23 protein-coding genes and 1 other RNA gene are annotated in these 25,352 nt (G+C 46.5%); 3 read left to right on the forward strand and 21 right to left on the reverse strand.

Annotated elements, in window-relative coordinates:
- The first annotated feature begins 150 nt into the window (after window positions 1-150).
- Entirely contained in the window at window positions 151-795 is a 645-nt protein-coding gene (locus tag HU147_RS13490) for an SDR family oxidoreductase (protein ID WP_224076745.1), read from the forward strand.
- A 165-nt stretch (window positions 796-960) separates the two neighbouring features.
- Here the strand turns inward: HU147_RS13490 and HU147_RS13495 are convergent, their stop codons facing one another.
- The 11 genes from HU147_RS13495 to HU147_RS13545 form a co-directional block, all read right to left on the reverse strand.
- Entirely contained in the window at window positions 961-1,314 is a 354-nt protein-coding gene (locus HU147_RS13495) for a winged helix-turn-helix transcriptional regulator (RefSeq protein WP_224076746.1), read from the reverse strand.
- 224 nt (window positions 1,315-1,538) lie between these two features.
- On the reverse strand, window positions 1,539-2,390 hold the full coding sequence (locus HU147_RS13500) for a Cof-type HAD-IIB family hydrolase (protein WP_224076747.1): 852 nt from the start codon (window positions 2,388-2,390) through the stop codon (window positions 1,539-1,541).
- A 340-nt stretch (window positions 2,391-2,730) separates the two neighbouring features.
- Window positions 2,731-3,285, reverse strand: coding sequence for a 6-phospho-3-hexuloisomerase (hxlB, locus tag HU147_RS13505; RefSeq protein WP_224076748.1), 555 nt, complete (start codon window positions 3,283-3,285; stop codon window positions 2,731-2,733).
- A gap of 1 nt (window position 3,286) precedes the next feature.
- Entirely contained in the window at window positions 3,287-3,928 is a 642-nt protein-coding gene (hxlA, locus tag HU147_RS13510) for a 3-hexulose-6-phosphate synthase (RefSeq protein ID WP_224076749.1), read from the reverse strand.
- 276 nt (window positions 3,929-4,204) lie between these two features.
- The gene (locus HU147_RS13515) at window positions 4,205-6,622 is read right to left on the reverse strand and encodes a heavy metal translocating P-type ATPase (RefSeq protein WP_224076750.1); all 2,418 of its coding nucleotides are present in this window, start codon (window positions 6,620-6,622) and stop codon (window positions 4,205-4,207) included.
- Window positions 6,623-6,691: 69 nt separating this feature from the next.
- Complete coding sequence (gene copZ, locus HU147_RS13520; RefSeq protein WP_263427863.1) at window positions 6,692-6,895, reverse strand: copper chaperone CopZ; 204 nt, start codon at window positions 6,893-6,895, stop codon at window positions 6,692-6,694.
- Window positions 6,896-6,950: 55 nt separating this feature from the next.
- Window positions 6,951-7,238 (reverse strand): metal-sensitive transcriptional regulator, encoded by a 288-nt coding sequence (locus HU147_RS13525; protein WP_036803112.1) that lies wholly within the window; start codon window positions 7,236-7,238, stop codon window positions 6,951-6,953.
- Window positions 7,239-7,338: 100 nt separating this feature from the next.
- A complete protein-coding gene (locus tag HU147_RS13530) occupies window positions 7,339-7,896 on the reverse strand; it encodes a YdhK family protein (RefSeq protein ID WP_224076751.1) in 558 nt (185 codons plus the stop codon).
- A gap of 325 nt (window positions 7,897-8,221) precedes the next feature.
- The gene (locus tag HU147_RS13535) at window positions 8,222-8,473 is read right to left on the reverse strand and encodes a hypothetical protein (protein ID WP_224076752.1); all 252 of its coding nucleotides are present in this window, start codon (window positions 8,471-8,473) and stop codon (window positions 8,222-8,224) included.
- Window positions 8,474-8,543: 70 nt separating this feature from the next.
- Complete coding sequence (locus HU147_RS13540) at window positions 8,544-9,044, reverse strand: cupin domain-containing protein (RefSeq protein ID WP_224076753.1); 501 nt, start codon at window positions 9,042-9,044, stop codon at window positions 8,544-8,546.
- Window positions 9,034-9,759, reverse strand: coding sequence for a nucleotidyltransferase domain-containing protein (locus tag HU147_RS13545; RefSeq protein WP_224076754.1), 726 nt, complete (start codon window positions 9,757-9,759; stop codon window positions 9,034-9,036). Before HU147_RS13545 ends, HU147_RS13540 begins: the two co-directional genes overlap by 11 nt.
- Window positions 9,760-9,872: 113 nt before the next feature.
- On the opposite strand from HU147_RS13545, the gene HU147_RS13550 reads away from it, so the two are divergent.
- Window positions 9,873-10,670, forward strand: a complete 798-nt coding sequence (locus tag HU147_RS13550; RefSeq protein ID WP_224076755.1) for a TIGR00266 family protein — start codon at window positions 9,873-9,875, stop codon at window positions 10,668-10,670.
- A 56-nt stretch (window positions 10,671-10,726) separates the two neighbouring features.
- Here the strand turns inward: HU147_RS13550 and HU147_RS13555 are convergent, their stop codons facing one another.
- Both HU147_RS13555 and HU147_RS13560 read right to left on the reverse strand, forming a co-directional pair.
- Window positions 10,727-10,930 carry a hypothetical protein gene (locus HU147_RS13555; protein WP_224076756.1) on the reverse strand — a complete coding sequence of 68 codons (204 nt, stop codon included), beginning with the start codon at window positions 10,928-10,930 and terminating at the stop codon, window positions 10,727-10,729.
- A gap of 36 nt (window positions 10,931-10,966) precedes the next feature.
- Entirely contained in the window at window positions 10,967-12,550 is a 1,584-nt protein-coding gene (locus HU147_RS13560) for an amidohydrolase (RefSeq protein WP_224076757.1), read from the reverse strand.
- Window positions 12,551-12,732: 182 nt separating this feature from the next.
- Between HU147_RS13560 and HU147_RS13565 the strand changes: the two genes are divergently transcribed.
- A complete protein-coding gene (locus HU147_RS13565; RefSeq protein WP_224076758.1) occupies window positions 12,733-14,070 on the forward strand; it encodes a hemolysin family protein in 1,338 nt (445 codons plus the stop codon).
- Between the two features lie 49 nt (window positions 14,071-14,119).
- Here HU147_RS13565 and HU147_RS13570 read toward each other — a convergent pair whose 3' ends face one another.
- The 8 genes from HU147_RS13570 to gpsB all read right to left on the reverse strand — a co-directional run bounded on the left by HU147_RS13570 (window position 14,120) and on the right by gpsB (window position 25,217).
- Window positions 14,120-15,052 (reverse strand): sulfurtransferase, encoded by a 933-nt coding sequence (locus HU147_RS13570; protein ID WP_224076759.1) that lies wholly within the window; start codon window positions 15,050-15,052, stop codon window positions 14,120-14,122.
- Between the two features lie 3 nt (window positions 15,053-15,055).
- Complete coding sequence (locus HU147_RS13575; protein ID WP_224076760.1) at window positions 15,056-18,637, reverse strand: dynamin family protein; 3,582 nt, start codon at window positions 18,635-18,637, stop codon at window positions 15,056-15,058.
- 123 nt (window positions 18,638-18,760) lie between these two features.
- Window positions 18,761-19,519 (reverse strand): SDR family NAD(P)-dependent oxidoreductase, encoded by a 759-nt coding sequence (locus HU147_RS13580; RefSeq protein WP_224076761.1) that lies wholly within the window; start codon window positions 19,517-19,519, stop codon window positions 18,761-18,763.
- Window positions 19,520-19,698: 179 nt separating this feature from the next.
- On the reverse strand, window positions 19,699-21,201 hold the full coding sequence (locus HU147_RS13585) for a carboxypeptidase M32 (protein ID WP_224076762.1): 1,503 nt from the start codon (window positions 21,199-21,201) through the stop codon (window positions 19,699-19,701).
- Between the two features lie 55 nt (window positions 21,202-21,256).
- The gene (locus HU147_RS13590; RefSeq protein WP_224076763.1) at window positions 21,257-23,164 is read right to left on the reverse strand and encodes an ATP-dependent DNA helicase; all 1,908 of its coding nucleotides are present in this window, start codon (window positions 23,162-23,164) and stop codon (window positions 21,257-21,259) included.
- Between the two features lie 51 nt (window positions 23,165-23,215).
- Window positions 23,216-24,352 (reverse strand): THUMP domain-containing class I SAM-dependent RNA methyltransferase, encoded by a 1,137-nt coding sequence (locus HU147_RS13595; RefSeq protein ID WP_224076764.1) that lies wholly within the window; start codon window positions 24,350-24,352, stop codon window positions 23,216-23,218.
- A gap of 145 nt (window positions 24,353-24,497) precedes the next feature.
- An RNA gene (rnpB, locus tag HU147_RS13600) (RNase P RNA component class B) lies at window positions 24,498-24,875 on the reverse strand.
- Window positions 24,876-24,923: 48 nt separating this feature from the next.
- A complete protein-coding gene (gpsB, locus tag HU147_RS13605) occupies window positions 24,924-25,217 on the reverse strand; it encodes a cell division regulator GpsB (RefSeq protein ID WP_036801987.1) in 294 nt (97 codons plus the stop codon).
- Window positions 25,218-25,352: the final 135 nt, after the last annotated feature.

The raw sequence follows: 25,352 nt of genomic DNA on the forward strand, positions 1-25,352 counted from the left end.
TACCTTATTGGATATATTATACTAGAGAAGATGATATTTTACAGAAATTTTTTAAAAAATGAAAATAGACGGTTTTCGTGGAGGCCCGCATAATGCTTGTCAATGCGGGTATTAAAAATAGCAGAGTAAAAATTAGGAGGAGATGGACAAATGAAAGTGTTGATCGTCGGTGCAAACGGCCAGATTGGACGCCATTTGGTTCAATTGCTGGCGGAATCGGAAGAACATACACCAAAAGCCATGATCCGGCTTGAAGAACAAATCAGCTATTTTAATTCGCTTGGGGTCGAAACCGTGTTGACCAGCCTTGAAGGCAGTGTAGATGAGATTGCCGAAGCGATGGAAGGCTGTGATGCGGTCGTGTTCACGGCTGGAAGCGGCGGCGCTACAGGTGCTGACAAAACTTTGCTGATCGACTTGGACGGAGCAGCGAAAACAATTAAAGCAGCGGAACAAACCGGTACGGAGCGCTTCCTGATGGTCAGCGCCATCCATGCTGACCGGCGTGAGATGTGGGGCGAAGACATTGCTCCATATTACGTTGCCAAGCACCACGCCGACAATATTTTGCGGGCCAGCGGGCTCGTCTATACCATCGTCCGGCCAGGGTTGCTGACAAATGATCCTGGAACCGGACGCATCCGGGCAACGGAAAATTTGGATTCCGGCCCGATTCCAAGAGAAGACGTGGCAAGAGTGCTGCTCCACTGCCTGGATAACGAGCACGTTTTCAATAAAACCTTTGAAATCATATCTGGAGACGACGAAATCGAAGAAGCTTTGGACCGGTTATAGTAATATATGGTTCTGTTTACCGCTTGAATTGGAGGACTCTCCTTATTAAATAAAGGCAAAAAAGTGCCCGACAACTCATAAATAGAGTTGCCAGGCATTTTCATATGAAGACAACTCTTCGTACGATCCTTCAAATCTTTTTAGATATTTTATAGGACGGCTGCTTTAGCTGTTTTCAGTTTTCTTATCCAGGTTGCGATCTATATATTCTTTTCCCCATTCATACATCGAGTCCAGTATCGGAATGAGGCTTCTTCCTTGTTCGGTAAGGGAGTATTCCACTTTTGGCGGAACCACTGGGTAAACTTCACGGTGAATAATCAAGTGATCTTCTAGTTCACGCAATTGATTCACAAGCATCCGCTGGGTAATCCCTGGCATAAGGTTTTTTAATTCCCCGAAACGTTTCGTTCCTTCTTTCCCTAAATGCCATAGCACTAGCATCTTCCACTTTCCTCCGATAATAGAAAGTGTCAGCTCTTTTTCACAATTAAAAACTTTTTCTCCTAAATTAGGCATTCATTTTCTTCCTTCCTTCTTCACTTTCCACCGTATACTTTTCGATACTATAGGATAAAAAAGCAAGTACTGTAATTAAGGTAACTTACTAAGTTTACTTGAAAGAATGCAGTTAGTAAATTTTTCTGCAAGAGAATAATGTCTTTGCAGGCATGTTCGATATTGAGAAAAACCGCCAAAGATTTATCCTATTTAAGTCTCCTAAACGAACTGCCATGAATGGATCAGGCCATTGGAAGCCTTTCAGAAATTTTTTCTTTATGAACGCTGAAAGTACCTTCTCGCTCTAAAATGAACTTTTCTATCACATGAAGCACTCCTTCTTCATTGTTCGAAAAAGTAGTGTAATCTGCCTTATCTTTTACTGCCATTACGGCATTGCCCATAGCTACGCCAAGGCCAGCCGCCTCAATCAGCTCAATGTCATTAAAGTTGTCGCCGATGCCGATGATTTCTGTACGTTCAATGCCAAGTTTTTTTGCTAAGTATAACAAGGCGCTGCCTTTGTTTGCCTCCGGGTGGGTGATTTCAAGATAGTGTTTTTTTGATTTGGCAATGTGGGCAGACTCCCCGAATAATATTTGCAATTCGTTCTGTAAATGATCGAGCACGTCCGGTTCTTCGATAAAAAGCAGTTTTGTGACGTCTTTTTGGACCAGTTTGATCAGATCAGGCTCTATTTGATAGGGAACTTTAACTGCTTCAGCATATGCGATCAGTTTGTCATTTTCGACGGCACTATAGAGAATATCATTCTGGTATATTTGTAGATGCAATTTTTTCTTACGAGAAATCTCGATTAGCTTTTGTGCAATGCCAGGAGGAACCGTACGCTCGTACCATACTTCTTTCTCATTCACGTCCTTAATCAGTGCACCTTGATATGTAATGAGCGGTACATTTAGATTCAATTGCAATGCAATGCGCTTGGCAGAAGAAAACATGCGTCCTGTAGCAATCGTGACAATTGTTCCCGCTTCCACCGCTTTTTGAATAGCCGTCACAGTAGCTGGTGAAATCATTAAGTCGTCTGTGAGCAGTGTTCCGTCTAGATCGATTGCGACCATTTTATACATAGGTTCTCTCCTTGCAATTTTATTTTCTAGCCCACGGCAAAATGAGCATCTGCCACCAGCCGCGTTCAATGATATAACCGGTTGTCAGTTGGTTGGATTCGGGCTGCTTTTGCTGGATGTTTCTGCGTGCGGGCACCCTCTGTAGATTTCACATATTACATCATGCATTTGCATTTTACCAAGCTTTACGCCCCAAATTTCACAATCAACGCTATAGCTTCGTTTGCACATTATTTGTATGCTTCACTGAGAGAATGCTCTTTAGCACTGTCCCGGCACTTTGATCCAATAAAACAAACCTGAGTCTGCATAAATCCCTGACTCAGGTTTGTTCGTTATTCTATTCCAAATTCGCGTGCCTGCCGTACATGGCATCGGATTTGTACTCTTTTTTATCCATGAATCTTAAAATCATTGCATCGTAAAATACAAGAAGCGATTGTTCAAATAAGGATCCCATCGGTTGAATCGATTTACCCGTGGCGCCATCACTTTTCGCTTGTGCAGGTATTTCAATTCGAATATCCGCCAGTTTTCCTATTGTGGACTCAGGGTTTATTGTGACAGCCACTATTGTTGCACCAATGCTTTCGGCTTTCTTTGTCATAGCAGCAAGGCTTTGAGTCTCTCCTGAACCAGAACCGACGATAAAGATGTCATCCGGTTCCAAATTCGGCGTTACCGTTTCTCCGACGACATACGCATCGAGCCCAATGTGCATCATACGCATCACAAATGCCTTAGCCATAAAGCCGGAGCGGCCTCCGCCTGCGACAAATATTTTTTTTGCACGCAGTATGGCGTCCACTGCTTTTTCGGCTTCCCCCTCATCAATAAGTGCGGTGGTCCGCTTCAATTCAGCCAGTATTTCGTCTGTGTAGCCCACCGTATTCATATTAAGACGTCACGCTTTCTTTCATCATCTTTTGAATTTTTTCCGCTTCTGCGCTCTTGTTTTCTTTGCTTGTGATTCCGCCGCCGACAATGATCAAATCCGGCTGTGCTTTAATCACTTCCGGCAATGTCTCCAATTTGATTCCTCCAGCAATTGCGGTTTTAGCATTTTTAACGACGCTTTTGATTGTACGCAAATCTTCGAAAGAATCTTTTCCTTCCGCTTGCAAATCGTAGCCGGTGTGGACACAGATATAATCCGCGCCAAGCTCATCAAGCTCTGCAGCACGTGTTTTGATATCTTTCACAGCGATCATGTCGACCAGGATTTTCTTGCCTTGTTTTTTCGCTTCTTCGACTGCGCCTTTGATTGATGAATCTTCTGCCTGAGCAAGAATGGTTACAATATCTGCACCTGCAGCAGCCGCATTCGATACTTCATAAGCCGCAGCGTCCATAATTTTCACATCTGCAAGAACTTCCAGGTCAGGAAAAGCTGCTTTTATTTCTGCGACAGCTTTAAGACCTTCTTTGTTAATAACCGGCGTTCCGATTTCGACGATGTCGATAAACGCCTCTACTTCTTTAACCACTTCAATTGCTTGTGGAATGTTAACTAAATCCAATGCTAGTTGTAATTTCATGTGTCATTCTCCTCGTTGCCGTTTTTTGGTTCTCACCCAGTGTAAGTTTCACAAGCATTCTTGTGAAGTACGCACTTTAAATTCACATACTGACAAAAAGTATACTGTCAGCGTTTATTGCAATAGCTTCCAGTTGAATTTAATGGATTTGGATGTATTTCCAACAATAAGGTATTTCCCTTGTCTTATTTATCCTAAACTCAATGCACCCATAAAAAGGCTCAGTCGCTAATTGACTGAGCCTGATTTTTGCAATCCTATAAATTTACTTGTGCATTATTTTTCCATTTTCACACGCTGCAGACGCAACGAATTTAAAACGACTGAGACCGAACTGAAGGCCATCGCAGCTCCCGCTACCCAAGGCGCCAGCAAGCCAATGGCGGCAATCGGTATGCCCACTGTATTGTAGGCAAATGCCCAAAACAAGTTCTGCTTGATGTTGCGCATCGTTTTGCGGCTCATCAGGATTGCTTCAGCGATGCTGTTCAAGTCGCCGCGGATCAATGTGATATCTGCAGCTTCCATTGCTACATCCGTCCCTGTGCCGATGGCCATTCCGATATCGGCCATTGCAAGCGCCGGTGCATCATTGATGCCGTCGCCGACCATGGCCACTTTCTTGCCTTCCAGCTGCAGTTTTTTCACTTGTTCCGCTTTTCCTTGCGGAAGCACTTCGGCAATGACGGCATCGACTCCGACTTCTTTGCCGATTGCTTTTGCGGTCCGCTCGTTGTCTCCTGTCATCATGATGACGTGGATGCCCATCTTCTGCAGGCGCGCAATGGCTGCCCGTGAAGTATCTTTAATGGTATCTGCTACCGCAACCAATCCGGCATATTCTCCGTTGACAGCAGCAAGCATTGCCGTTTTGCCGTCGCTTTCCAATCTTTCCATTTCAGAAAGAACGGAAGAAGTATCAATGCCGTATTGCTGCATCAATTTCCGGGTGCCGATCAGGACGCCTTGGCCCGATACGGTTGCCTGGATGCCGTAGCCCGGAACAGCTTCGAAATACTGGACATTGCCAAGTTTAATGCCTTTGGATTGGATTCCTTGAACGATTGCTTGCGCCAAAGGGTGTTCCGATTGTTTTTCGGCTGCGCCGATGAGTGATAGAAATCTTGCCTCATCTTGTCCTTCCGCCAGCAAGACATCCGTCAATTCCGGTTTTCCGTGAGTGACTGTTCCTGTTTTATCGACCACTACGGTATCAATGCTCTGCGTCTGTTCCAAATGCTCTCCGCCTTTAAACAGAACGCCCATTTCTGCTGCCCGGCCGGAGCCTGCCATGATGGAAGTCGGCGTTGCTAAACCAAGCGCACACGGACACGCAATTACAAGAACCGCAATCAACACTTCAAGCGCCGGCGTAAAGTTGCCCGGCTCTACTAACAGGAACCAAACCAGGAATGTGAGAACCGCAATTCCGACGACAATCGGAACAAAGATGCCGGAAATTTTATCAGCCATTCGCTGGATCGGCGCTTTTGTCCCCTGCGCATCTTCCACGACTTTAATGATTTGCGCGAGGGCTGTGTCACGCCCGACTTTTGTCGCCGTCATCCGGATAAAGCCGTTGCTGTTGATGGTAGAGCCGTATAAGGGATCTCCTGCAGCTTTGTCGACCGGCAAACTTTCGCCCGTCAGCATCGATTCATCAACGGCCGTCGCTCCTTCCACCACTTCTCCGTCCACCGGAATTTTTTCTCCGGGTTTCACCAGAATGGCGTCGCCGATGACGACTTCTTCCAGCGGCAATTCTGTTTCCACGCCGTTGCGTATGACTGTGGCCGTTTTTGCCTGAAGGCCCATCAGTTTCTTGATCGCTTCAGAAGACCGGCCTTTCGCTTTCGCTTCAAACAATTTCCCCAGGATGATCAACGTGATCAAAACGGCACTGGTCTCAAAATACAGATGCGCCGCATGCGGTGAACCGGCATGCACGATTGCCTGATAGACGCTGTAGAAATAAGCGGCGGACGTTCCCATGACGACCAGTACGTCCATATTGGCGCTGCCGTTCCGGAGCGCTTTATAGGCGCCTACATAAAACTGTTTCCCGATGATAAATTGAACCGGTGTTGCCAACAGCATCTGGAACCAGGGATTCATTAAAATTCCCGGTACATAAAGGAACGACGTAAAGGAAAAGTGGCCAAGCATCGTCCACAACAGCGGCAGCGACAAAATAGCCGAAAAGATGAATTTCCGTTTTTGGTCCTGGATTGCTTTTTCACGGTAATCTACGTGCTCTTGTTCTTCTTGCTGCTGGTAGGCGCCGTAGCCCAGTTTTTCCACTTTCGCAATAATGTCTGCGATTGTCACTTCAGATGGATTGAATTCAATCGTCGCTTTCTCCAACGCCAAATTGACATTGGCAGCTCCTACTCCCTGCAATTTATTGATTCCTTTTTCGATGCGGGTTGCACATGCTGCACAAGTCATACCCGTAATATCAAATTCCGCTTTTTGTTTAACGACACCGTATCCAAGCGCTTCGATTTTCTTTTCAAAATCGCCTTCATTCAATTTAGAGGGGTCATATTGGATCGAAGATTTCTCGAGGGCCAAGTTGACGTTGGCCTGTTCGACCCCTTCCATTTTGCTGATGCCTTTTTCAATGCGTGCCGCGCACGCAGCACAGGTCATGCCGGTGATCTGAAAACTGGCTTCTTTAACTTCTGCAGCCATCTGGCATCCTCCTCTCATACTACCCAGGGGTATATTTTCCTTAAAAGATAAGAGTGCTTATAAGCACTCTTATACGACGTCGTATCCTTGGTCTTCAATGGTTTCCTGGATTTGGTTCAATGAAGTCTTGCTGTTGTCATAGGCTACTGTGACTTCGCCTTTTCCCAAATCCACTTTGACAGAAGATACCCCTTGAAGTTCTCCTACGCTTGATTCAACTGCATTTACACAATGGGCACACGACATGCCTTGGACTTTTAATGTTTCATTCATTATTTTTGCCTCCTTGGATTTTGTTTTTGTCTTGCCTTAATCGTATCATACATCTTTACTTCGTCATGGTTTTCATGACATCCATCAATTCATTGATCGCTTCTTCCCCTTTGTTTTCCTTAATTGCCTTGGAAACGCAATGGTGGGTATGGTCTTCCAGCAATGCAAGGGAAACTTTGTTCATCGCTGATTGAATGGCACTTACCTGGTGAAGAATGTCGACGCAGTAACGGTCGTTCTCGACCATCTGATGGACGCCTCGCACTTGTCCTTCTATCCGCTTTAAACGGTTCAAAAGCTGTTGTTTATTGGGCTGTACCGTGGTTTTCACCGTGTTTTCCATTTCTCGGCCCCCTTATTAATATACCCTATACCTGTATTATACTAAAGATGGCAGCTCTTATCAAAATACCTGTTTCAAAATTTGGGGCGATTTTCATAACTTATTTCGCAGATAATTCACTTTCGGTTACCCATTTGTGGTTTTTTACTGCTTGTCCGTCTGTTTCAGATACAAAGTCGACCATGTACACGGTCGTTTGTTCGGCAGAATCAATGATGGCTTCAGCACCTTCCATCCCGTTCATATGGTCGGCTTCCAGCACCACTTTTTCTCCGGCCTGGTAAGGCTCATCTTCCGCATTCCGGAGTTCCTCGTGGATCACCCATTTATGGTCGCTCACTTTTTTTCCGCCGGAAGTCGGTGTATAGGAAACTGCATAAACTGTTGTATCAAAAGCTCCTGCAATAGTTGCTTCAGCACCATTCATGCCTGTCATATGATCTGACTTCATCACAGCCTTGCTTCCAACTTTAAATGCCGGATTTTCAGCTTTTTCCAAACCGTCCGGCAGTTCGCCTGAACTTGAATGGTCCATGCTTTCCATCTCTCCATGATCCATCGCAGCATGCGGATCTTCTTCCTCAGCACCAGAACAAGCCGCCAAAACGACCGCAAGAGCAACTACCCAAAGGACCGGTAATAATTGTTTTGATTTCATTGTAAAGCGCTCCTTTTTATCGATATTCATTTTACCTATAAACTCGCTTCTGCTGCCAGCTGTATTTCTTGGTTCAAAATGATGTACCGCTATTACACCTTCAATATAATATACCCCCCTACTGTATGTAAAGTGTTTTTTTTTTCTTAATGAAAGATGATATCCCGTAGATGATTTTGAGGACATGCTGTAAAGAAGGGCTCTACGTGAAGTTCATAATTCCCTTTCTTGCTCTTACCTTTCTAAAAACTAAAAAATACCCGTAATGTGCGTGTACACATTACGGGTATGGCTGTCGCCACCGCTTGATTTTTATTTCTCATTTTTAAGCCTGTTCCTGCGTTTTCACATTCTTTACTCCAAGTACCGCCTGGAAAATAAACGCAATAGAGCAAAGTACGATGGCTGCATAGCCGAGCGTATTGATCGGATGCAGCAGAAGTGTACGCACCACAATCAGCAGCAGCATCGCTGCCAATGAAAAATTGACAATGTATGGCTTGTCATAAAATTTCTTCAAAGCAAACGCCGTAAATAACGCCACGGCTACAATTAAAAGCGATAATACAGTCCCCATAACTTCCCCTCACCCTTTATGCCTATTTTTTCTAGTTTAGCATGCTTTCTTTTAATTCGATACCGGCTTTTCACTCGGGAAGCTTGTCGTATGCCAGTTTTCTGATGATGCCTTCATGTGCAGGAAATTGGTCCAGCAGTTCATTTTGGGTAAACAATTCAAAATCTGCAAAATCAAAGCCGGGTGCCACCATGCAGCCGACAAGCGAAAAAGCATCTTCCGTTTCAACAGAAGAACCGAAAATGCTGCCTTTCGGGACCAGCACTTGGGGCTTCTCGCCATTTGCCATGTCTAAGCCCAACTTCTCTACACGATATCTTCCACTTTTATCAATAATATGGACAGACAAGGCACTGCTGGCATGAAAATACCAAAGCTCATCTGATTTTAGGCGGTGAAGATGAGAGATATCTTCTGAGCGCAGCAAAAAGCAGATGCTCGTATACAGGCGCCTTTGTGCGGACTGGCTTTCTGTGGCAATCATTTCATCCGACTCGAAAGTCCTTTTGTAAAAACCGCCTTCCGGGTGCGGCTCCATTCCTAAATGGTTGATCAAGTAGTCAGCGTCCATCCTTAATCCCTTCCTTTCCAAGAGTGAATCCGTCAAAAAGCCTGCCGCCATATGCATGAAGTACACCTTCTGCTAAATGAATGACGGCTTCTTTTTCTCTCGTGCTGTAATAATGTTCAAATGCAGCACTGAATTGTTCTGCAAAATCTTCATCGTAGCGTTTCAAGGAACGCGCGAGCCATTTGGAAGTGCCGGTCCATTGCCTGTTCATCCGCAGGACAAACTCACCCAGCTGCTCAGCCAAGGCGTTGCCGATAAACAGCTCTTCTGTCCGGTTGCCGGAACCAATAAAGTCATCGAGCACATCCGTCAAAAAATAACGTTTTACCGCGGCCTCTTTTGATGTCCATTGTGCCGGGCCCTTTGCCAACAGCTGGCGCGCTTCCTCTTTTATGTATTTTGCTTCGTGATGGCCTGTTAAAACGATGCTTTCTGCCACCATATTAGGCAAAGAAGGCCGCCCTCTCTCGCAGTCGCTCTTAAAGTACCCTTGATAAGAAGTGGAATTGTGGACAAATAGCTCCACCGGCCATCCTTTTTCCATAAATGACTCTCTATAAGACGACATAATATTATTATCTATGACTATAAGATCCAAATCTGATGTAGAAGTCGCGTCTCCTCTGACTACGCTGCCCGCGAGCAATGCTGTTTCACAATCCGGAAATCGCTTGGCTACCAATTCTTTTGCCGTTTTCAAAGCATCGTCGTTCATTTTCCCACCTCTTTTTTTATATAACAGCTACTTTGCATATTTTTTTGAAACTTTCCACAAACTCATATCGTATTCATTATATAGTAGAAAAGACATCCTTAGGAGGAGTATAAATGAATAACCACGAAATCGATTTTAAATTGCACGGAGACGATCTTCAATTTGTGGAAGTTGAACTGGATCCTCACGAAACCGTCATTGCGGAAGCTGGCGCATTGATGATGATGGAAGACGGCATTGTCATGGAAACCATATTCGGAGACGGGTCAAATGCCGGCGGCGCCGGCATCATGGGCAAATTAATGGGCGCCGGCAAACGCATCATTACCGGCGAGAGCTTATTTATGACGACGTTCACTAACCAAGGAACCGGCAAACGCCACGTCTCATTTGCTTCTCCCTATCCGGGGAAAATCATTCCTATGGACTTAAGCATGCTCGGCGGCAAAATCATTTGCCAAAAAGATGCATTCCTGGCAGCTGCTAAAGGCGTATCCATCGGCGTTGAATTTCAGCGCAAGCTCGGCACCGGCTTTTTCGGCGGCGAAGGCTTTATCATGCAAAAGCTCGAAGGAGATGGAATGGCCTTCATCCATGCAGGCGGAACGCTTTACCGCAAGAACCTTCAAAAAGGCGAAGTGCTTCGCGTTGATACCGGATGTCTTGTGGCAATGACTGCGGATGTGGACTATAATATCGAAATGGTTTCCGGCGTTAAAACGGCACTCTTCGGCGGTGAAGGATTATTTTTTGCCACTCTTCGCGGACCGGGCAGCGTTTGGGTCCAATCCCTTCCATTCAGCAGGCTAGCGAGCCGCGTCTTTGCAGCTGCCCCTCAAAACCCTGCCGGCCGCAGCCAAGGCGAAGGCAGCATCACCGGAGGCCTGTTCAATTTACTGGGCGGAAAATAAATCGATTGCATTTAAAAAGACTCGAAGCCACATACGGCTCCGAGTCTTTTTTTGCATTACCGATTGCGCATTTCTTCTACAGCTTGATGGAATTTATCAAAATCAAATTCCAGGCTTTTCGGCTTGTAGAAAAACAGGATCGCTTCTTTTTCACCTTGGGCGAGCATATGGTCCACCACTGCTTTCGGACTGGTCATATTGATGCCGGAGCTTTCAGCATGTGCGAGTTTATCCAAAATTTCTGTTGGTACAGCAGACATGTATTCACTCTCCTCTTCCCTTTAAACGCTAGTATTTCATTGTTTTGCAGTCGATTTTTTCCGGTACATGATTTCTCCTGCCACCACGGTCATTTCCACTTGTGCTTCCAAAATCTGCTCTTCCGGCCCTTCAAACAAGTCGCGGTCAAAAACGGAAAAGTCCGCATCAAAGCCTTCCTGAATCTGTCCGCGTTCGTGTTCTTTGCAAATGGCTGCAGCGCTTCCGCTTGTATAAAGCTGAATGGCTTCATAGCGGCTTAGTTTCTCTTGCGGCATATAGCCTTCGTGTGTGTCAGATGCCTTTTTACGGGCAACCGCAGCGTAGATTCCCTGAAGCGGATCCACTTCCTCGATTGGAGCATCCGATCCGCCAGCGCAGATCAGCCCATTGTTCAATAAGCTTTTCCAGGCGTACGACCAGCCGATCCGTTCCTCTCCAAGCCGTTCAATCACCCACGGGAAATCGGAAGTCGTAAAGCTTGGCTGCAAATCCAGCGCCACATCAATTTTTTGCATTCGCTCCACTAAATCCTCACGGACCACCATGGCATGAATAAACCGGTCTCTTTTGCCTGCCGGCACCGGGTGGGCTTCAATGGCATCCAGCGCTTTTTCCAAAGCCAAATCGCCAATTACATGAATCGCTACTGCCTCGCCGTGGCGGCGCGCCATGGCGACCAGCTCTTTTAGCTCGTCATCCGAATGGATGGCAACCCCGCTTGTGGACGGGTCATCGTTATATGGCTTGCTGAGCAATGCCGTTTTCCCGCCGATGGAACCGTCTGCAAAAATCTTCATGGCACCCGGATCGATAAACGGTTCTTTGTATTCGGCGCCTTCTATCATTTTCTCAAACACGCTATGGGCACGCAGCAAATGCGCACGGAATTTAAGTTCCTCGCCGATCACATTTTTAAACGCCTGCAGCGGCCGTGAGTAATCCCCGTAGTAGCCCATGTCTTCCGTATGCGCACCTGTCAGTCCAAGCGACAGCAAATCCTCCACTGAAGTTTTTAATGCGTTGGTCAAGTAATTGATGCTTGCTTCCGGCACCTGGCTTGATACTAGATCCTGAGCGGCATCCAATAAATATCCGGTAGGTTCTCCGTCATTATCGCGAACGATGACCCCGCCGTCTGGATCCGGTGTATCTTTAGTAATGCCGGCAAGGGCCAAAGCGCTTGAATTGGCCAGCACGGCATGGCGGCATACCCGTTTTAGCATCATCGGCGATTGGCTGATTTCATCCAGTTCCGTCCGATGGAAAATCTTCCGGTCCGGAAAATTGTTCTCGTTCCACCCTTCGCCGATATACCACTCGCCTTCTGCAAGGTTCGCTGTAGAACGGATCAACTCTTTTTTCATTTCTTCCGACGACTCGATTTTAGAAAGGTCTACCCGCAGCAATTTTTCACCGTGCCCGATCATATGCATGTGGCTGTCGACAAATCCCGGGTAAACCACTTTCCCCTGCAGGTCCACTTCGGTTTCTGCAAGTTCGCGAAGTTCCTCATATGTACCGATTTTCTCTATTTTATCATCTGAAACCAACACTGCTTCAACGGTTTCATCTTCTGCTGCCATTGTGTAAATTGTTCCCCCGTGCCATAACGTCTTCATCGTTGTCACTCCTTTTCTAAATATAATGATAAATCCATTTTTCCCCCGATACAACTACTATTGCTCAGTGCTTCGCCAAATTTATATTCAAGCGCTTCAATAACTATACAATGTGCTTATATGCTATAATTAAACTACATTTTTTGAAAGCAGAGGTGAACCCTCCAAACCGGAGGGACCAATTGGACAGTATACTCATATTGAATTTGTTTTTGGTAGTTTTGTTAATTGCTTTAACCGCTTTGTTTGTCGGATCTGAATTCTCGATCATCCGTGTGCGGACATCCCGCATCGATCAACTGATTTCAGAAGGCAGCAAAAGCGCGATAAAGACGAAGAAAATTTCGGATAACCTGGATTATTATTTATCGGCGTGCCAGCTCGGCATTACGGTAACGGCACTCGGCCTCGGTTGGCTTGGCGAACCAACGGTCGAGCGTATGCTCCACCCGTTGCTTGATAATTTCGGTGTCGGCGATCCAACCGCTTCCATTCTTTCGTTTACAATCGCTTTTGTTGCCATCACGTATTTCCATGTCGTCCTCGGTGAACTGGCACCGAAAACTTTGGCCATTCAGTACGCTGAGAAAATGGCGTTGTTCCTGTCAGGCCCACTGATCCTTTTCGGCAAAATCATGAATCCGTTCATTTGGTTAATGAATGGTTCGGCACGCCTCTTGCTCCGCATGTTCGGCATTGAACCGGCAGACCATGAACAGGCCCATTCAGAGGAAGAGCTGAAAATCATCATGACGCAAAGTTATCAAAGCGGTGAAATCAACCAAACCGAACTATCGTATATGCAAAACATCTTTTCGTTTGATGAACGCTGTGCAAAAGACATCATGATTCCCCGCACGCAAATGGAATCCATTTCACTTGAAATGACGCATGACGATTTGATGGAAATTGTACGCGAGCACGAATATACCCGTTATCCGATTACGGAGAACGGAGACAAAGACAATATCATTGGGTTTATCAATGTAAAAGAAATGCTGACTAATTACACCTTCACGGAAGACTTGCGAGAAAGCCTTGCTGTCCATGACATTCCATTCGTGATGGAGTCAGCGCCTATCCAAGACGTTTTAAGGACCATGCAAAAAGAACGGGTCCATATGGCCATCGTCATCGATGAATACGGCGGAACTTCCGGCGTCATTACGATGGAAGACATTCTTGAAGAAATTGTCGGAGAAATCCGAGATGAATTCGACGATGACGAACGCGATGAAATCAAAGCTTTGGATACTTTCAATTATCTGCTCAACGGCCGCGTTCTGCTATCCGATCTCGAAGACCGCTTTGGGATTACGTTCGATGACAGTGAAGACGTCGATACAATCGGCGGATGGGTCCAACTGAAGAACATCGATATCCATGAAGGCGATTCAATCGACATGCCGAACCATACCGTGACAGTGAAAGAAATGGAAAACCACCAGATCATCACCGTCCAGTTGAGCCGGAAAGAACCGATTGAAAAGAACAATGATAACCTTAAAATTGCTGAATGATGACGTTAGAACACCCCTTACTTGAAAAAGTAGGGGGTGTTTTCATCTGCTATTCTTTTTTATCAATCAGTGACTTCTCGTATTCGAATTTTTTCATCAGCATTTCACCTGAGTAACCTTCTTCAATGAGGCGTGCCAATATATCTTTCGAGTCGTCGTCTGACGGTTCCGGCATTTCGTCGGTGTCGATTTCCACTACATTGTCTTCATTGCGGATCCAGTCAGAAAAGCTGCCGGTATACAAGCGAAGCGCTTCATGTCCTTTTTCTGCAAGCAAGGCATACAATCCGGCTGCTGAAACGCCGCTGCCGCAGTAAACAACAGCGGGTTCATTTTTCTGCAGAACGGATGAAAAATCGGCATCTTCGATAAATTGCTTGTTTTTGACCAATTGTTCCAGGTCGAAGTTGTGGGCCCCCGGAATGCGCCCTGCTACCGGATCGATCGGCTCTTCGATGCCGGCAAAGCGTTTCGGAGAGCGGGCATCCACCAAAACCCCCAGTTCTTTACCGTCAATGATATTTTTGACATCCTCCTGGTCCGCATAAATCGACTCATTAAACTTCAATTCCGGATGGCTCAGTAGATATTCGGGAGTGTCATTGGAAACGCGAATCCCTTGTTTTTTCAATGCATCAAAACCCAGTTTGCTGATATAGGCCTTTTCAAACCCGGCATATTTCAACAGCCACCAGGCACGGGCAGCATAAGCAGCTCCACCCTGGTCGTAGACGACAACCTCGTCTTCCGGCGTCAGGCCGCTCTTTTTGATCAGTTCCGTTAATTGTTCTTTGGATGGCATGGGATGGCGCCCTGCATTTGAAGCCATATCCGAAAGGTCATTATTCAAATCCCAGTGAATCGCGCCTTCCACATGTTCTTGTGCATATTGCTCGCGGCCGGTTTCCGGACGCTGCAATTCGAACCTCGCATCAATCCATCGGTATTTCTCAGTATCCGTCGTTTTAATAAAAACTGTCATTGCTTACACCCTTTCAGCGATCAGATTAGAAAACAGGTTTTTCCATTCCTTCAGTTTTTCTTCTTGTTGAAGCAGTGTACGCTCCGATTCAATTTGATCTACAGCCTGTCTTAAAACATGCTGGCGAAGGCCTTCTGCTTCCTGGTCGATCCATGTGTCCGCCCATTCGCCGAGTTCCGCTTTTTCTTTTTCCAGATACTTCAAAGCATCCGGCTCCATCAAAGCCTGCAAGGCGTCGCGCAGTTTTTCTTTTTCATTTTTCTCGAAAAAGCTCCGGTTGTTTTTGTAATAGGATTTTACTGAAGAATAATCTTTGCCGGTAAATGGCCGGTCCACTTCAACCGCTGCAGTTTCTTCCACTTCATAAGGCGTAAATGAAAAATCAGGATTCATCTCACGCAGCTTAGCCGTGTCTTCTTTAAAGCGCGCCGCAATCTTTTTCTCGATAAACTGCGACAGCCGGAAATTCGTCACGCGCAGTTCCTGCTGGAAATCAAATGCAGTCATATCGGCAATTTCCTGCAAAGCTGCATCAAGCGCTTGCTGGGCCGGCTTATTTGAAAAGACAGAAGGATTGAATGCTTCTTTGAAGAAGTCGTTAAAGCGGTAAAACACCCGCTGATTCACATAATACAGCAATTCATCGAGTTCTTGCAAAGCCTCGCGGGATAAGGTGGCTGCCGGCGACGTGCTGAACAGAATGCGCAGCTGCTGTTCAAGCCGCTTCAGTTCTTCCAGGCGTTCGTCTTTGCGCAGCAGGTTTTTCTCGGTCTGGGCAATAAGTGCGCGGAAACGGTCAACCGTCTTTTGCTCTTCTTCTGCAAGCGACTGGACCGCCATCCCTTTCAATTCATCTTTCAAGAAATGCTGGAACGCCGTTTCGAATTCCGGCATGCCCGAAGTATCGCGGTCACGAAGCGCCATTAAACTTGAAACGCCGTACAGTCTTGGGAAACGAATGCCAAAGCGCAGCATTTCATCCTGCACGTATTGGACGACCGCCTCTTTTTCCTGTTCATTGTTTGCCAAATCAATCGCGTTGACAACGAAGAACATTTTGTCCATTTCGAAGGCATCTTTCACCCGTCCGAGCTGAATCAAAAACTCCCGGTCGGCACGGGCAAACGCGTGGTTGTAATACGTAATGAACAAAATTGCATCGGCATTCCGGATGTATTCAAACGCTACATTCGTATGGCGCGCATTGATCGAATCCGCTCCCGGTGTATCGACAAGCGTCACGCCGCTGCGCGTCAATTCGCAATCGTAATAGAAATCGATTTCATCAACAAAGCAGCTTCGTTCTTCTTTTGCTACATACAGACCGAATTCTTCCCGGTCCGTCCGCACCGTTTTGCCGAGTTCTCCTTTGAAATTTGGATAGCCTTTGCGGAAAGCGGTAATAAATGATTTGTGCACTTGCTGTTCGATTTCTTCGTTCACCGGCAAATTGGCGGATTTGTCGTAAGCCTCTTCCAGTGAGCTGACAGCAATGCCAAGTGCCTGGAAAGAATTCTGGACATCTTCTGTCATTTGCGAGACGGTTTTCAACCGGACATCCGCTGTTTCGTGCGGATGGTCTTTGCTGACTGGACGGATCCGGTTGATCGTCGCCGTTGTCGGGTTCGGAGATACCGGCAGCACCGTTTCTCCCATTAACGCATTGGAAAACGACGATTTCCCGGCGCTGAAAGCCCCGAACAGGGCAATCGTAAATTCCTGGTTTTCAAGTCTTGCGGCTTTCCGCTTCAAGTACTCAGCGGTTTCGGCAAATCCTTTGATCGGTCCAAGCAGGTTTGCAGTCCCTTTCGCCCGCTCCACTACAGCCTGTTCGTCAAATTCTGCATAGGCTGGGACGTCAGCCAGTTCGCGTGCTTCTGACTGTGCAGCTTTCTGCGGTTCAAGCATGCTTGGATCAAATTCCACCATGTCTTCTACATCCAGTTGGAAGCTTTCGTACCAGTTTTGTACCTGTTCTTCAGCCGCCTGCTTTTGTTTAGGAAGCATCGCGGAAAAAGCTCTTTTCACTTTCTCGGTAAGCTCATCCATTTCTTCAAGAGTGCGGATCGCCAGCAATTTCTGGTTCAACCCTTCCGCTTTCATATCCATTTCGGTTGCCACATCGTCCGAGGGGCTGTTGAACTTTTCTTCCTGGGCGTTTTTCCAAGCTTCGGTTTCCCGGATAAACCATCTTTGGACAGCCGTTGAGATGCTGTTCGCAAAATTCAATACGGCATCGCCTGTAGTAGAAGCTCCGCGCGGCACTTGCTCTTCAACGAGCGACATTGGCACTTCAAGCACCATCTCATCAATGGCCAATGATTCCGTATCGGTTAATTTGCCCGCATCTTTCAAAGAGGTCTTCATCAATTTCTTTAAATGGCTGGTAATTTGAGAAGCGACCACAACAGACAAGCGGTCCTTCACTTCCGTTTTCCGTACTTCCCGCTCTTCCTGTGTTTTCTTGGCACTGAACAAGAGACCGACTTTAAAGTTCGGCTGCACCGACTCCAGGTAATTGGTCAGGGCGTTGCGCAGTTCATACGGCATGATGTTGGAGTTCTCCAGCAACTGCTTCCGGTTTTTTTCGAAACTCAGTTTCCAGTCGTCGTAATCCATGACGGATAAGCGTTTCGACACCGATTCGCTTTCTTGTTTCAGTTCTTCGCGCATCGCCCATTCTTCCTCTGTTAAAACAGATGAAAAAGCCTGCAGGCGCTCCATTTTTTCATTTTCCAGGAAGTTTAGATGTTCGTCTTTTAATTGCTGTAGCGCTGATTCGGCTGCAGCTCCTGCATGTCCTTGCCAGCCTTCCATGACGGAAGAAACGAGGCCTTTTACTTGCTCAAAATCGTTTCCAGGATGGCTGAAGTCTTTCAAGGAAGTGAAAAAGATGCCTTTCGGGACCACGCCCCAAGCCGCAAACGAATCCTGGACCGATTGGCGGAAATCAGAAAAAGACAATTCGCTGTCCTGGTGTTTGTCGATTTGGTTGACGATCAAGTACAGCTCTGTGTACTTTTGCAGTTCTTTCGTGAAATTGAAATTCAGTTCAGATTGGACATGGTTATAGTCCATGACGTAAAACACCATATCCGCAACATGAAGCGCCGACTCTGTGGACATCCGGTGGGCATCATCCGTCGAATCGACGCCTGGCGTGTCCATCACCGTAATTCCTTCCGGCAGCACCGATTCTTTATGGCCAATGTCGATTTGGGTCACTTCACCGCTTTTGCAAAACGCTTTGACCGCTTCAAAATCGTAGTTTTCCGGAAAGTAAACCGGTTTTTGGTCTTTCAAATTCACAATGGCAAAATCGGCATCCGCTTTATGGACATTGACGATGTTGGCGCTTGTTGGAATCGGGCTCGATGGCAGCAGCGTTTCTCCGGTCAATGCATTGATCATGGAAGATTTCCCGGAAGAAAAATGGCCCGCGAATCCAATAATGAAATTGTTCTTCAGAATTTTTTTGGCGAACAGTTCCGCTTTTGCAGCCCGTTCGGTATCTTCGTTTTCCTCAAATATCTGGTACAGCCTTGCCGTTTCGATTAAACCTTCTTTATGTTCTAATGCCGTCATGTTGCAAAACTCCTTCATCAAATACTGCTACTATCATATCATTTTTTATGCACCAATATAAAAAATCCTTTTCTGTTTAAGAAAAGGACTTAAGGATGATGCTATTTTTGCATTTCAAGTGTTTTACGAAAAGCCATGGATCGCCATGCCGCCGTCCACAAACAAAGTTTGTCCGGTGATGTAACTTGATGCATCAGAAGCCAAAAAGATGACCGGTGTCGCCACTTCCGGCAACTCTCCGACGCGCTTCATCGGTGTAACCGCCAGGATGGAATCCAAATACTCCTGGTCGTTCAATAATTTCTCCGTCAGCGGCGTTCTGAAATACCAAGGGCCGATGGCATTGACGCGGATATTCTTTGGCCCCCATTCCATCGCCATCACTTTTGTCATCTGGATGATGGCCGCTTTGGAAGCTGCGTAGACGACTCCTGTTTTCAGCGCGCGCTCTCCGCCGACAGAACTGATGTTGACAATGGAACCGCCGCCGTTCATCTTCTTCGCCACTTCCTGCGAGAACATGAAGACGCTATGAGCATTGGTATCCATAATTTTATGCCACTCGCTATCCGTGGCATCCATCAGCGACGAGCGGATGTTCATGCCGGCGTTGTTGACCAGAACATCAATCGCACCGAATTGTTCGATTGTTTTTTCCACCACGTTTTGAATTTGCTCTCTAGCGGTGATGTCCGCAACAGTATAAGACGTCCGGCTATTGCCGATTTCTTTTTGCACTTCCACTAAATCGCTTTCGGTGCGGGCGACAAGCATAAGATTCGCACCCGCTTCTGCAATTGCCATGGCGATTGCTTTGCCGATCCCTTTGCCGGCTCCAGTGACAATTGCTGTTTTGCCTTCCAGACTAAATGATTTCAACATTATGTATCCCCTCCTTCCTTTATTATAATCAAAATTAACAGTCAATTGGCGCTGGATTGTCTTGTGTTTGGCATATTTTAATGAAAGTTGGGCATAAGCTGTACGATATACAGTTTTCCACTTAAAACCAACCATAAAAAAAGGCGGTAAAAGCATTCCGCTTTTACCGCCTTCTCATATTAATTCAATTGATAGATTTTTGAGTACTTCTCTTCCAGATAGCTTGCCAGATGTTCAGCGTTTAAGCCTTCACCGGTTGCATCCTGCAGAATTTCGAGCGGTTTTTTCACAGCACCGTGCTGGTGAACCTTTTCAGTCAGCCATTCACGGATCGGCGCGACGTTTCCGGCTTCCAGCAATTCATCGTAATTCGGCAAATCTTTCAGCATCGCATTTTTGAATTGGGCTGCATACATATAACCGAGTGCATAGGAAGGGAAATAGCCGAAACTTGCGCCGGCCCAGTGAACATCCTGCAGCACGCCTTCTGCGTCATTTGTCGGGCGGATTCCCAAATACTCTTCGTATTTATCGTTCCAAAGCTGCGGCAGATCTTTCACTGCGACGTCACCGTTAAACAAGCCTTTTTCCAGTTCGTAGCGGATCATGATGTGAAGCGCATATGTCAATTCGTCCGCTTCAATGCGGATGAGCGACGGCTTTGACTCGTTGATGGCGCGCCAGTAATCCGCAACGCTTACCCCTTCAAACTGTCCTGCCGCATACTCTTTCAGCAAACCGAAGTTGTTGCTCCAAAACTTGTCGTTGCGTCCGACAAAGTTCTCAAAGAACAGCGACTGCGATTCGTGGATGCCCATGGAAGCACCGGTTTCCACCGGCAAGCCGGCTAATTTTTCACTGAGGTTCTGTTCATACAACGCGTGCCCGCATTCGTGGATGGTGCCGAATACAGCGGTGCGAAAATCTTTTTCGTCGTATTTTGTCGTCACCCGGATATCATGCCGGTTGATGGTGGTCATGAACGGATGAACCGTTTCATCCAAACGGCCCGCTTCAAAGTCGTATCCCAATTGTTCAAGAACTTGGAAGCTGAAATCACGCTGGGCTTCTTTCGGGAAATGGCCGAACAAAAAACCGGTTTCCGGCTTATGCTCCGAATCGGCGATTTTTTGGACAAGCGCAATGATGCGTCCGCGCAATGTGCCAAAAACTTCATCCAGTATTTCCGTCGTCATGCCGGGTTCGTATTGATCCAGCAATGTGTTGTAAGCACTGCCGTTCTTCTCGCCCCAGTAGCCGATCATCCTCTTTGTCGTAGCCACCAATTTCTCCAAATACGGCTCGAACAGTGAGAAATCACTGTCAGCCTTGGCATCTTCCCAGACAGATTCTGCTTTGGACTGCAGTACAACAAATTCCCGGTATTCTTCTGGCGGGATTTTTTTGCTTAAATCGTATTCTTTGCGGGCTTCTTCGACGGAGCGGCGCAGCACCACATCCATGCCGTCTTTCTCCGCTTCCAGTGAGGAAAGCAGCTCGCCGAATGAATCCGAAGTCGACAGCGTAAATAATTCCGACGACAAGGTTCCGATCGTTTCTGAACGCAAATCGACGCCTTTTTTCGGCGCTCCGGTGCGGAGATCCCAATACAATAATGAAAGTGCTTCCTGATAAGCGCGCATCTTGCCGACGTGCTCGGTGAATTGTTGTTCCAATGTCATGTAAATCCCTCCAAAACAGACTTTAAGCCCATTGTAGCATAAGTCTTTAGAGGGATTAAAAGTTTTCTGCAGGGACCGGCAAAATCCGGCCCCAAAGATGTTCGATGACCAGCTCTTCTTCATTCAGCAATAAATGGATTTCGCCGTAATCATTGGAAGTCCGGATCAAACGGCCGATGCCTTGCTGAATCCGCAGCTGCATAAACGGCAAGTCGATTTCCTCCAAAGGATTGACGCTGAATTTGCGCTTCGCTTCAAAGACCGGATCTTTCGGCGGGAACGGCAAATCGACGATGATGACTTTTGTCAACGCCTCGCCAGGAAGATCCAGGCCTTCCCATAAATGATACGAACACAGCACTTGGAATTTGCCTTCCTGGAACTCTTTCACAACTGTCGACAACTCGCGGTCGCCTTCAAATTCGATGGTGTATGGATGGTCCAGCGGCAGTGACCGCTTGAAATTGTCCATATCCATTTTTGATTTAAACAATACGAGCGTCTGGTCGCCTGTTGAGAACAAATCATAAACGCAGCTGAATTTGTCTTGCTGTTCGAGCGGGTGTTTGAACACTTTCATGACATCTTCATAGTCGAAAGGAGACGGAACAGAGAACGATTGGAAATCGTCAATGCCTAAGCTGTCCGCAATATAGGTGAAATCTTTTTGGACAGATAAAGTAGCCGATGAAAAGATGACCGGTACTTTGCCGTCAAAGAATTTTTCATCCAAAATATCGGTCACAAGGCGCGGCATGATGACCAAGGTCTCGATCTCATCTTTCACTTCCAGCCAGTTGATGGCATCGCCTTCTTCGACAAACAGTTTCATCGCAAAGGTATACAGGTCAAAATATTCTTCTGCGAGCTTTAGATCGTATTCCGGAATGGTGTACAATTCACCTTCAAAAACAAATTCCTCGAGCAAATCGTCAATTTTCCGCACCGTTTCCCGGCCGATCAACAACAACTCATCGGTTTTTCGGATGCCTTTTCGGTCTTCATCAGAAGCGATGGTGCTTTTGCGGAGTTCCCGGAAGAATTCATTGTGCAAATCAATGACCTGCTCGATCAAGCCCAAAGTTTTCTCGCGTACCCCGTCAACCATGACCCGTTCGGTCACGTGCAATAGCGTCATTTCCTGCACTTCATATGTCAAGGCGCGCTGCGCCGCAAATTCCAGCAGGTGCCCTTCATCCAATACTGCAAGCGAGTAGTCGGGAAGCAAAGGCGTCTGCCCTTCACGGATACGCGTTTCTTTTGTCCAAATATGCTCCATCAAAAAGTCATGCGAACAGATCACCAAGTCCGTTGCTTTGCGGTAATGGTTGCGGTGAATTGTCTGGCCGCATTTATTGCGCAGTTCACATGCCTGGCAATTTTGGATGGGGTGGTAATTTACTTGCTGCCATTCTTCGTCTGTCACTTCAGGGTAGCTGGAACGTTCACCATACGGATAGGTATTTTGCATAGAGAAGGTTTTGTTGACGAATTCCGGCAGGCTGTCTTCAATGTCGTAGAGGAAATCCGCGTCAAGCCGCTTCTGGGCTCCTTCAAAACGCTGCAGGCACAAGTACTGGTCACGCGATTTAGCCAAGCGGACATCCAGTTTCAAATCAAACAGGTCGTTTAAACGGTCGATATCGCCGCCTTTTTTCACAAGCTGCTCAATTAAGGTTTCATCGGCGCAGGAAATCAACGCCGGTTTTCCCGTATAGCGGGCATAGGCAATCGCCGGCAATAAATAAGCCAAGGTTTTCCCTGTGCCGACGCCAGCTTCCGCAAACAGCACTGACTTTTCTTTCAGCGCCTGTTCAATCTGAAAAGCCATGAAAATCTGTTCATCACGCAAATCAAATCCTTTTTCAGGCAACTCATCGTAAAAGATATCCCCAATCCAATCATTCAGCGATTCAAAAAAAGTTTTCTCTTTATCTAATGGAAATGGTATAGGTTGTCTCATATGTTCTCCTCACAGAGAAACGGAAGGGCTTCGCGCCCTTCCGTTCTCGAGTCATTTATTTTTTGGCCGTTCTCCCCAGAATTGGAACAAATCTGTGCGAATGAAACCGTTGAATAATTTTCGTTTTTTCGTCGCAGGCTGGCCGTAGATCGTTTCAAATTTCTCCATGGACGACAGGATATAGATGGACCATGTCGGGTGTTTGGAGAAAATACGTCCCATATCGCTGATCATTTGTTCAATGATTTCCACTTCGCCGATGCGCTCCCCATAAGGCGGGTTGCCGACAACGACGCCGTTTTCTTCATGTGTCACAAAGTCTTTCATCTGGCGCTGCTGGAATTGGATTAAATCTGCGAATCCGGCTTCCCGTGCGTTTTCCTGTGCGATTTTTACCATGCGGTGGTCGATATCCGTGCCGAGAATATTCAAAGGCTGGTCATAGTTCGCCAATTCCTCTGCTTCCGCGCGAACGTCGTCCCAAATTTGCTGTTTCATCCATGGCCACTCTTCTGCGTCAAAATCACGGTTATAGCCCGGTGCAATGTTCTGGCCAATCATGGCCGCTTCAATCGGAATCGTCCCGGAACCGCAAAACGGATCCACAAACGGCCGGTCAGGCGTCCAGCGGGAAAGTTTCACCAAAGCGGCTGCCAAGGTTTCTTTTAACGGCGCTTCCCCTTGGTCTAAGCGGTAGCCGCGTTTATGCAGGCCGGCGCCGCTTGTGTCGATTGACAATTGAACTTTGTCTTTTAAGATGGAAACTTCAATTTTAAAACGGGCACCTGATTCATCCAGGAACGAGTTCCGGTGATATGCTTTTTTCAGCCGTTCCACGATCGCTTTTTTGACAATCGACTGGCAATCCGGCACGCTGTACAATTTCGATTTGACCGATTTTCCCTGGACCGGGAAATTGGCATCGACCGGAAGGAATTTTTCCCATTCGATCGCTTTTGTTCGTTCGAACAATTCATCAAACGTATAAGCATTAAACTCACCGGCGATGATTTTTACACGGTCCGCTGTGCGCAGCCAAAGATTGGCTTTCGCAATATCGCGCTCGTCTCCTTCGAAAAATACTTTGCCGTTTTCTGTTTGTGTCTGGTACCCCAGTTCTTTCACTTCATCTGCTACAATCGACTCGAGGCCCATTGCGGCAGTGGCGAGCAATTTAAATTTAGTCATAACGACGCCCTTTCTTGTTGCAAGTGGTTTTAAGTAATTTATATAAATAAGTTCCTTTTAAGGTAAGTTCAGGTTTTTTCAATTATAAGTAGAAAAGCTCTCCGGAATGGAGAGCCTTTGATCAGCAATTTAAAGCCAAGAGAAATTCTATAAGCCATGTTTTGTTTCCACGTACTCAAACGGCTTGCACCTCGTACTAGTGGACGGCAACCATCTATCTGCATGCCAAAAGCTTGCCTCTTCATCCGTTCAATTCCTTCAGAAAAGTGCCCCTACCATAATTTGGGTTTCTCACTCGCGGGGTTTACCTCGTTCCACCTGCATAATTTCTTATGCAGCTCCGTCACTGTGGCACCTTCAGGGTATTTCGGCCATATCCGAAGACTTAGGCGTTCTACCCGCCGTCAGCTGTTAAGCTGCCTTAGCTTATTGTTTCGCTAAGCGCGATCACTACGGCCATCGCAGGTCCGTGTGAGCATGGACTTTCCTCTCCGGCAAGAAGCCGGAGCGATTGCCAGAATTTCCAATGGCTTATCAAGTATACGTTATTTCAACAAATAATTCAACGGATTTAATTGTTATTCAATTTGTTGCCGAATACATGGTTTTCCAAATGAGACAACCGGCGCAAAATATCGAAGTTTGTCGTGCCTGGAACCGGCGCTGCCTGTTTCCGCGGCGCATCGTCCATTTCTGCGCGAAGGCGTTTGTTTTCGTTTTGAAGCTGTTCGATTTTTTTCGTAAAGATTTCATAGTCTTGAATGATTTCATCCAGGAAATGATCCACTTCGTCCTGGTTGTAACCGCGCATTCCCGTTTTAAAGTCTCTTTCCAAGATGTCTTTAGCTGTGTATTTATTGTCCATTTTTATCGTCCTTCCATCAGGTAAAACTGAAATTAGTGAGGATTTCCCATCTCTCTAATTGTCCGCTGAACCATTCGAACTTGTTGGGCGGTCCATACTGCCCGTTAATCTGGGATAAAAAACCCTTCCTAACGC

Source organism: Planococcus chinensis (assembly GCF_020071995.1).
In the GTDB taxonomy this organism is placed as follows: domain Bacteria; phylum Bacillota; class Bacilli; order Bacillales_A; family Planococcaceae; genus Planococcus; species Planococcus chinensis_A.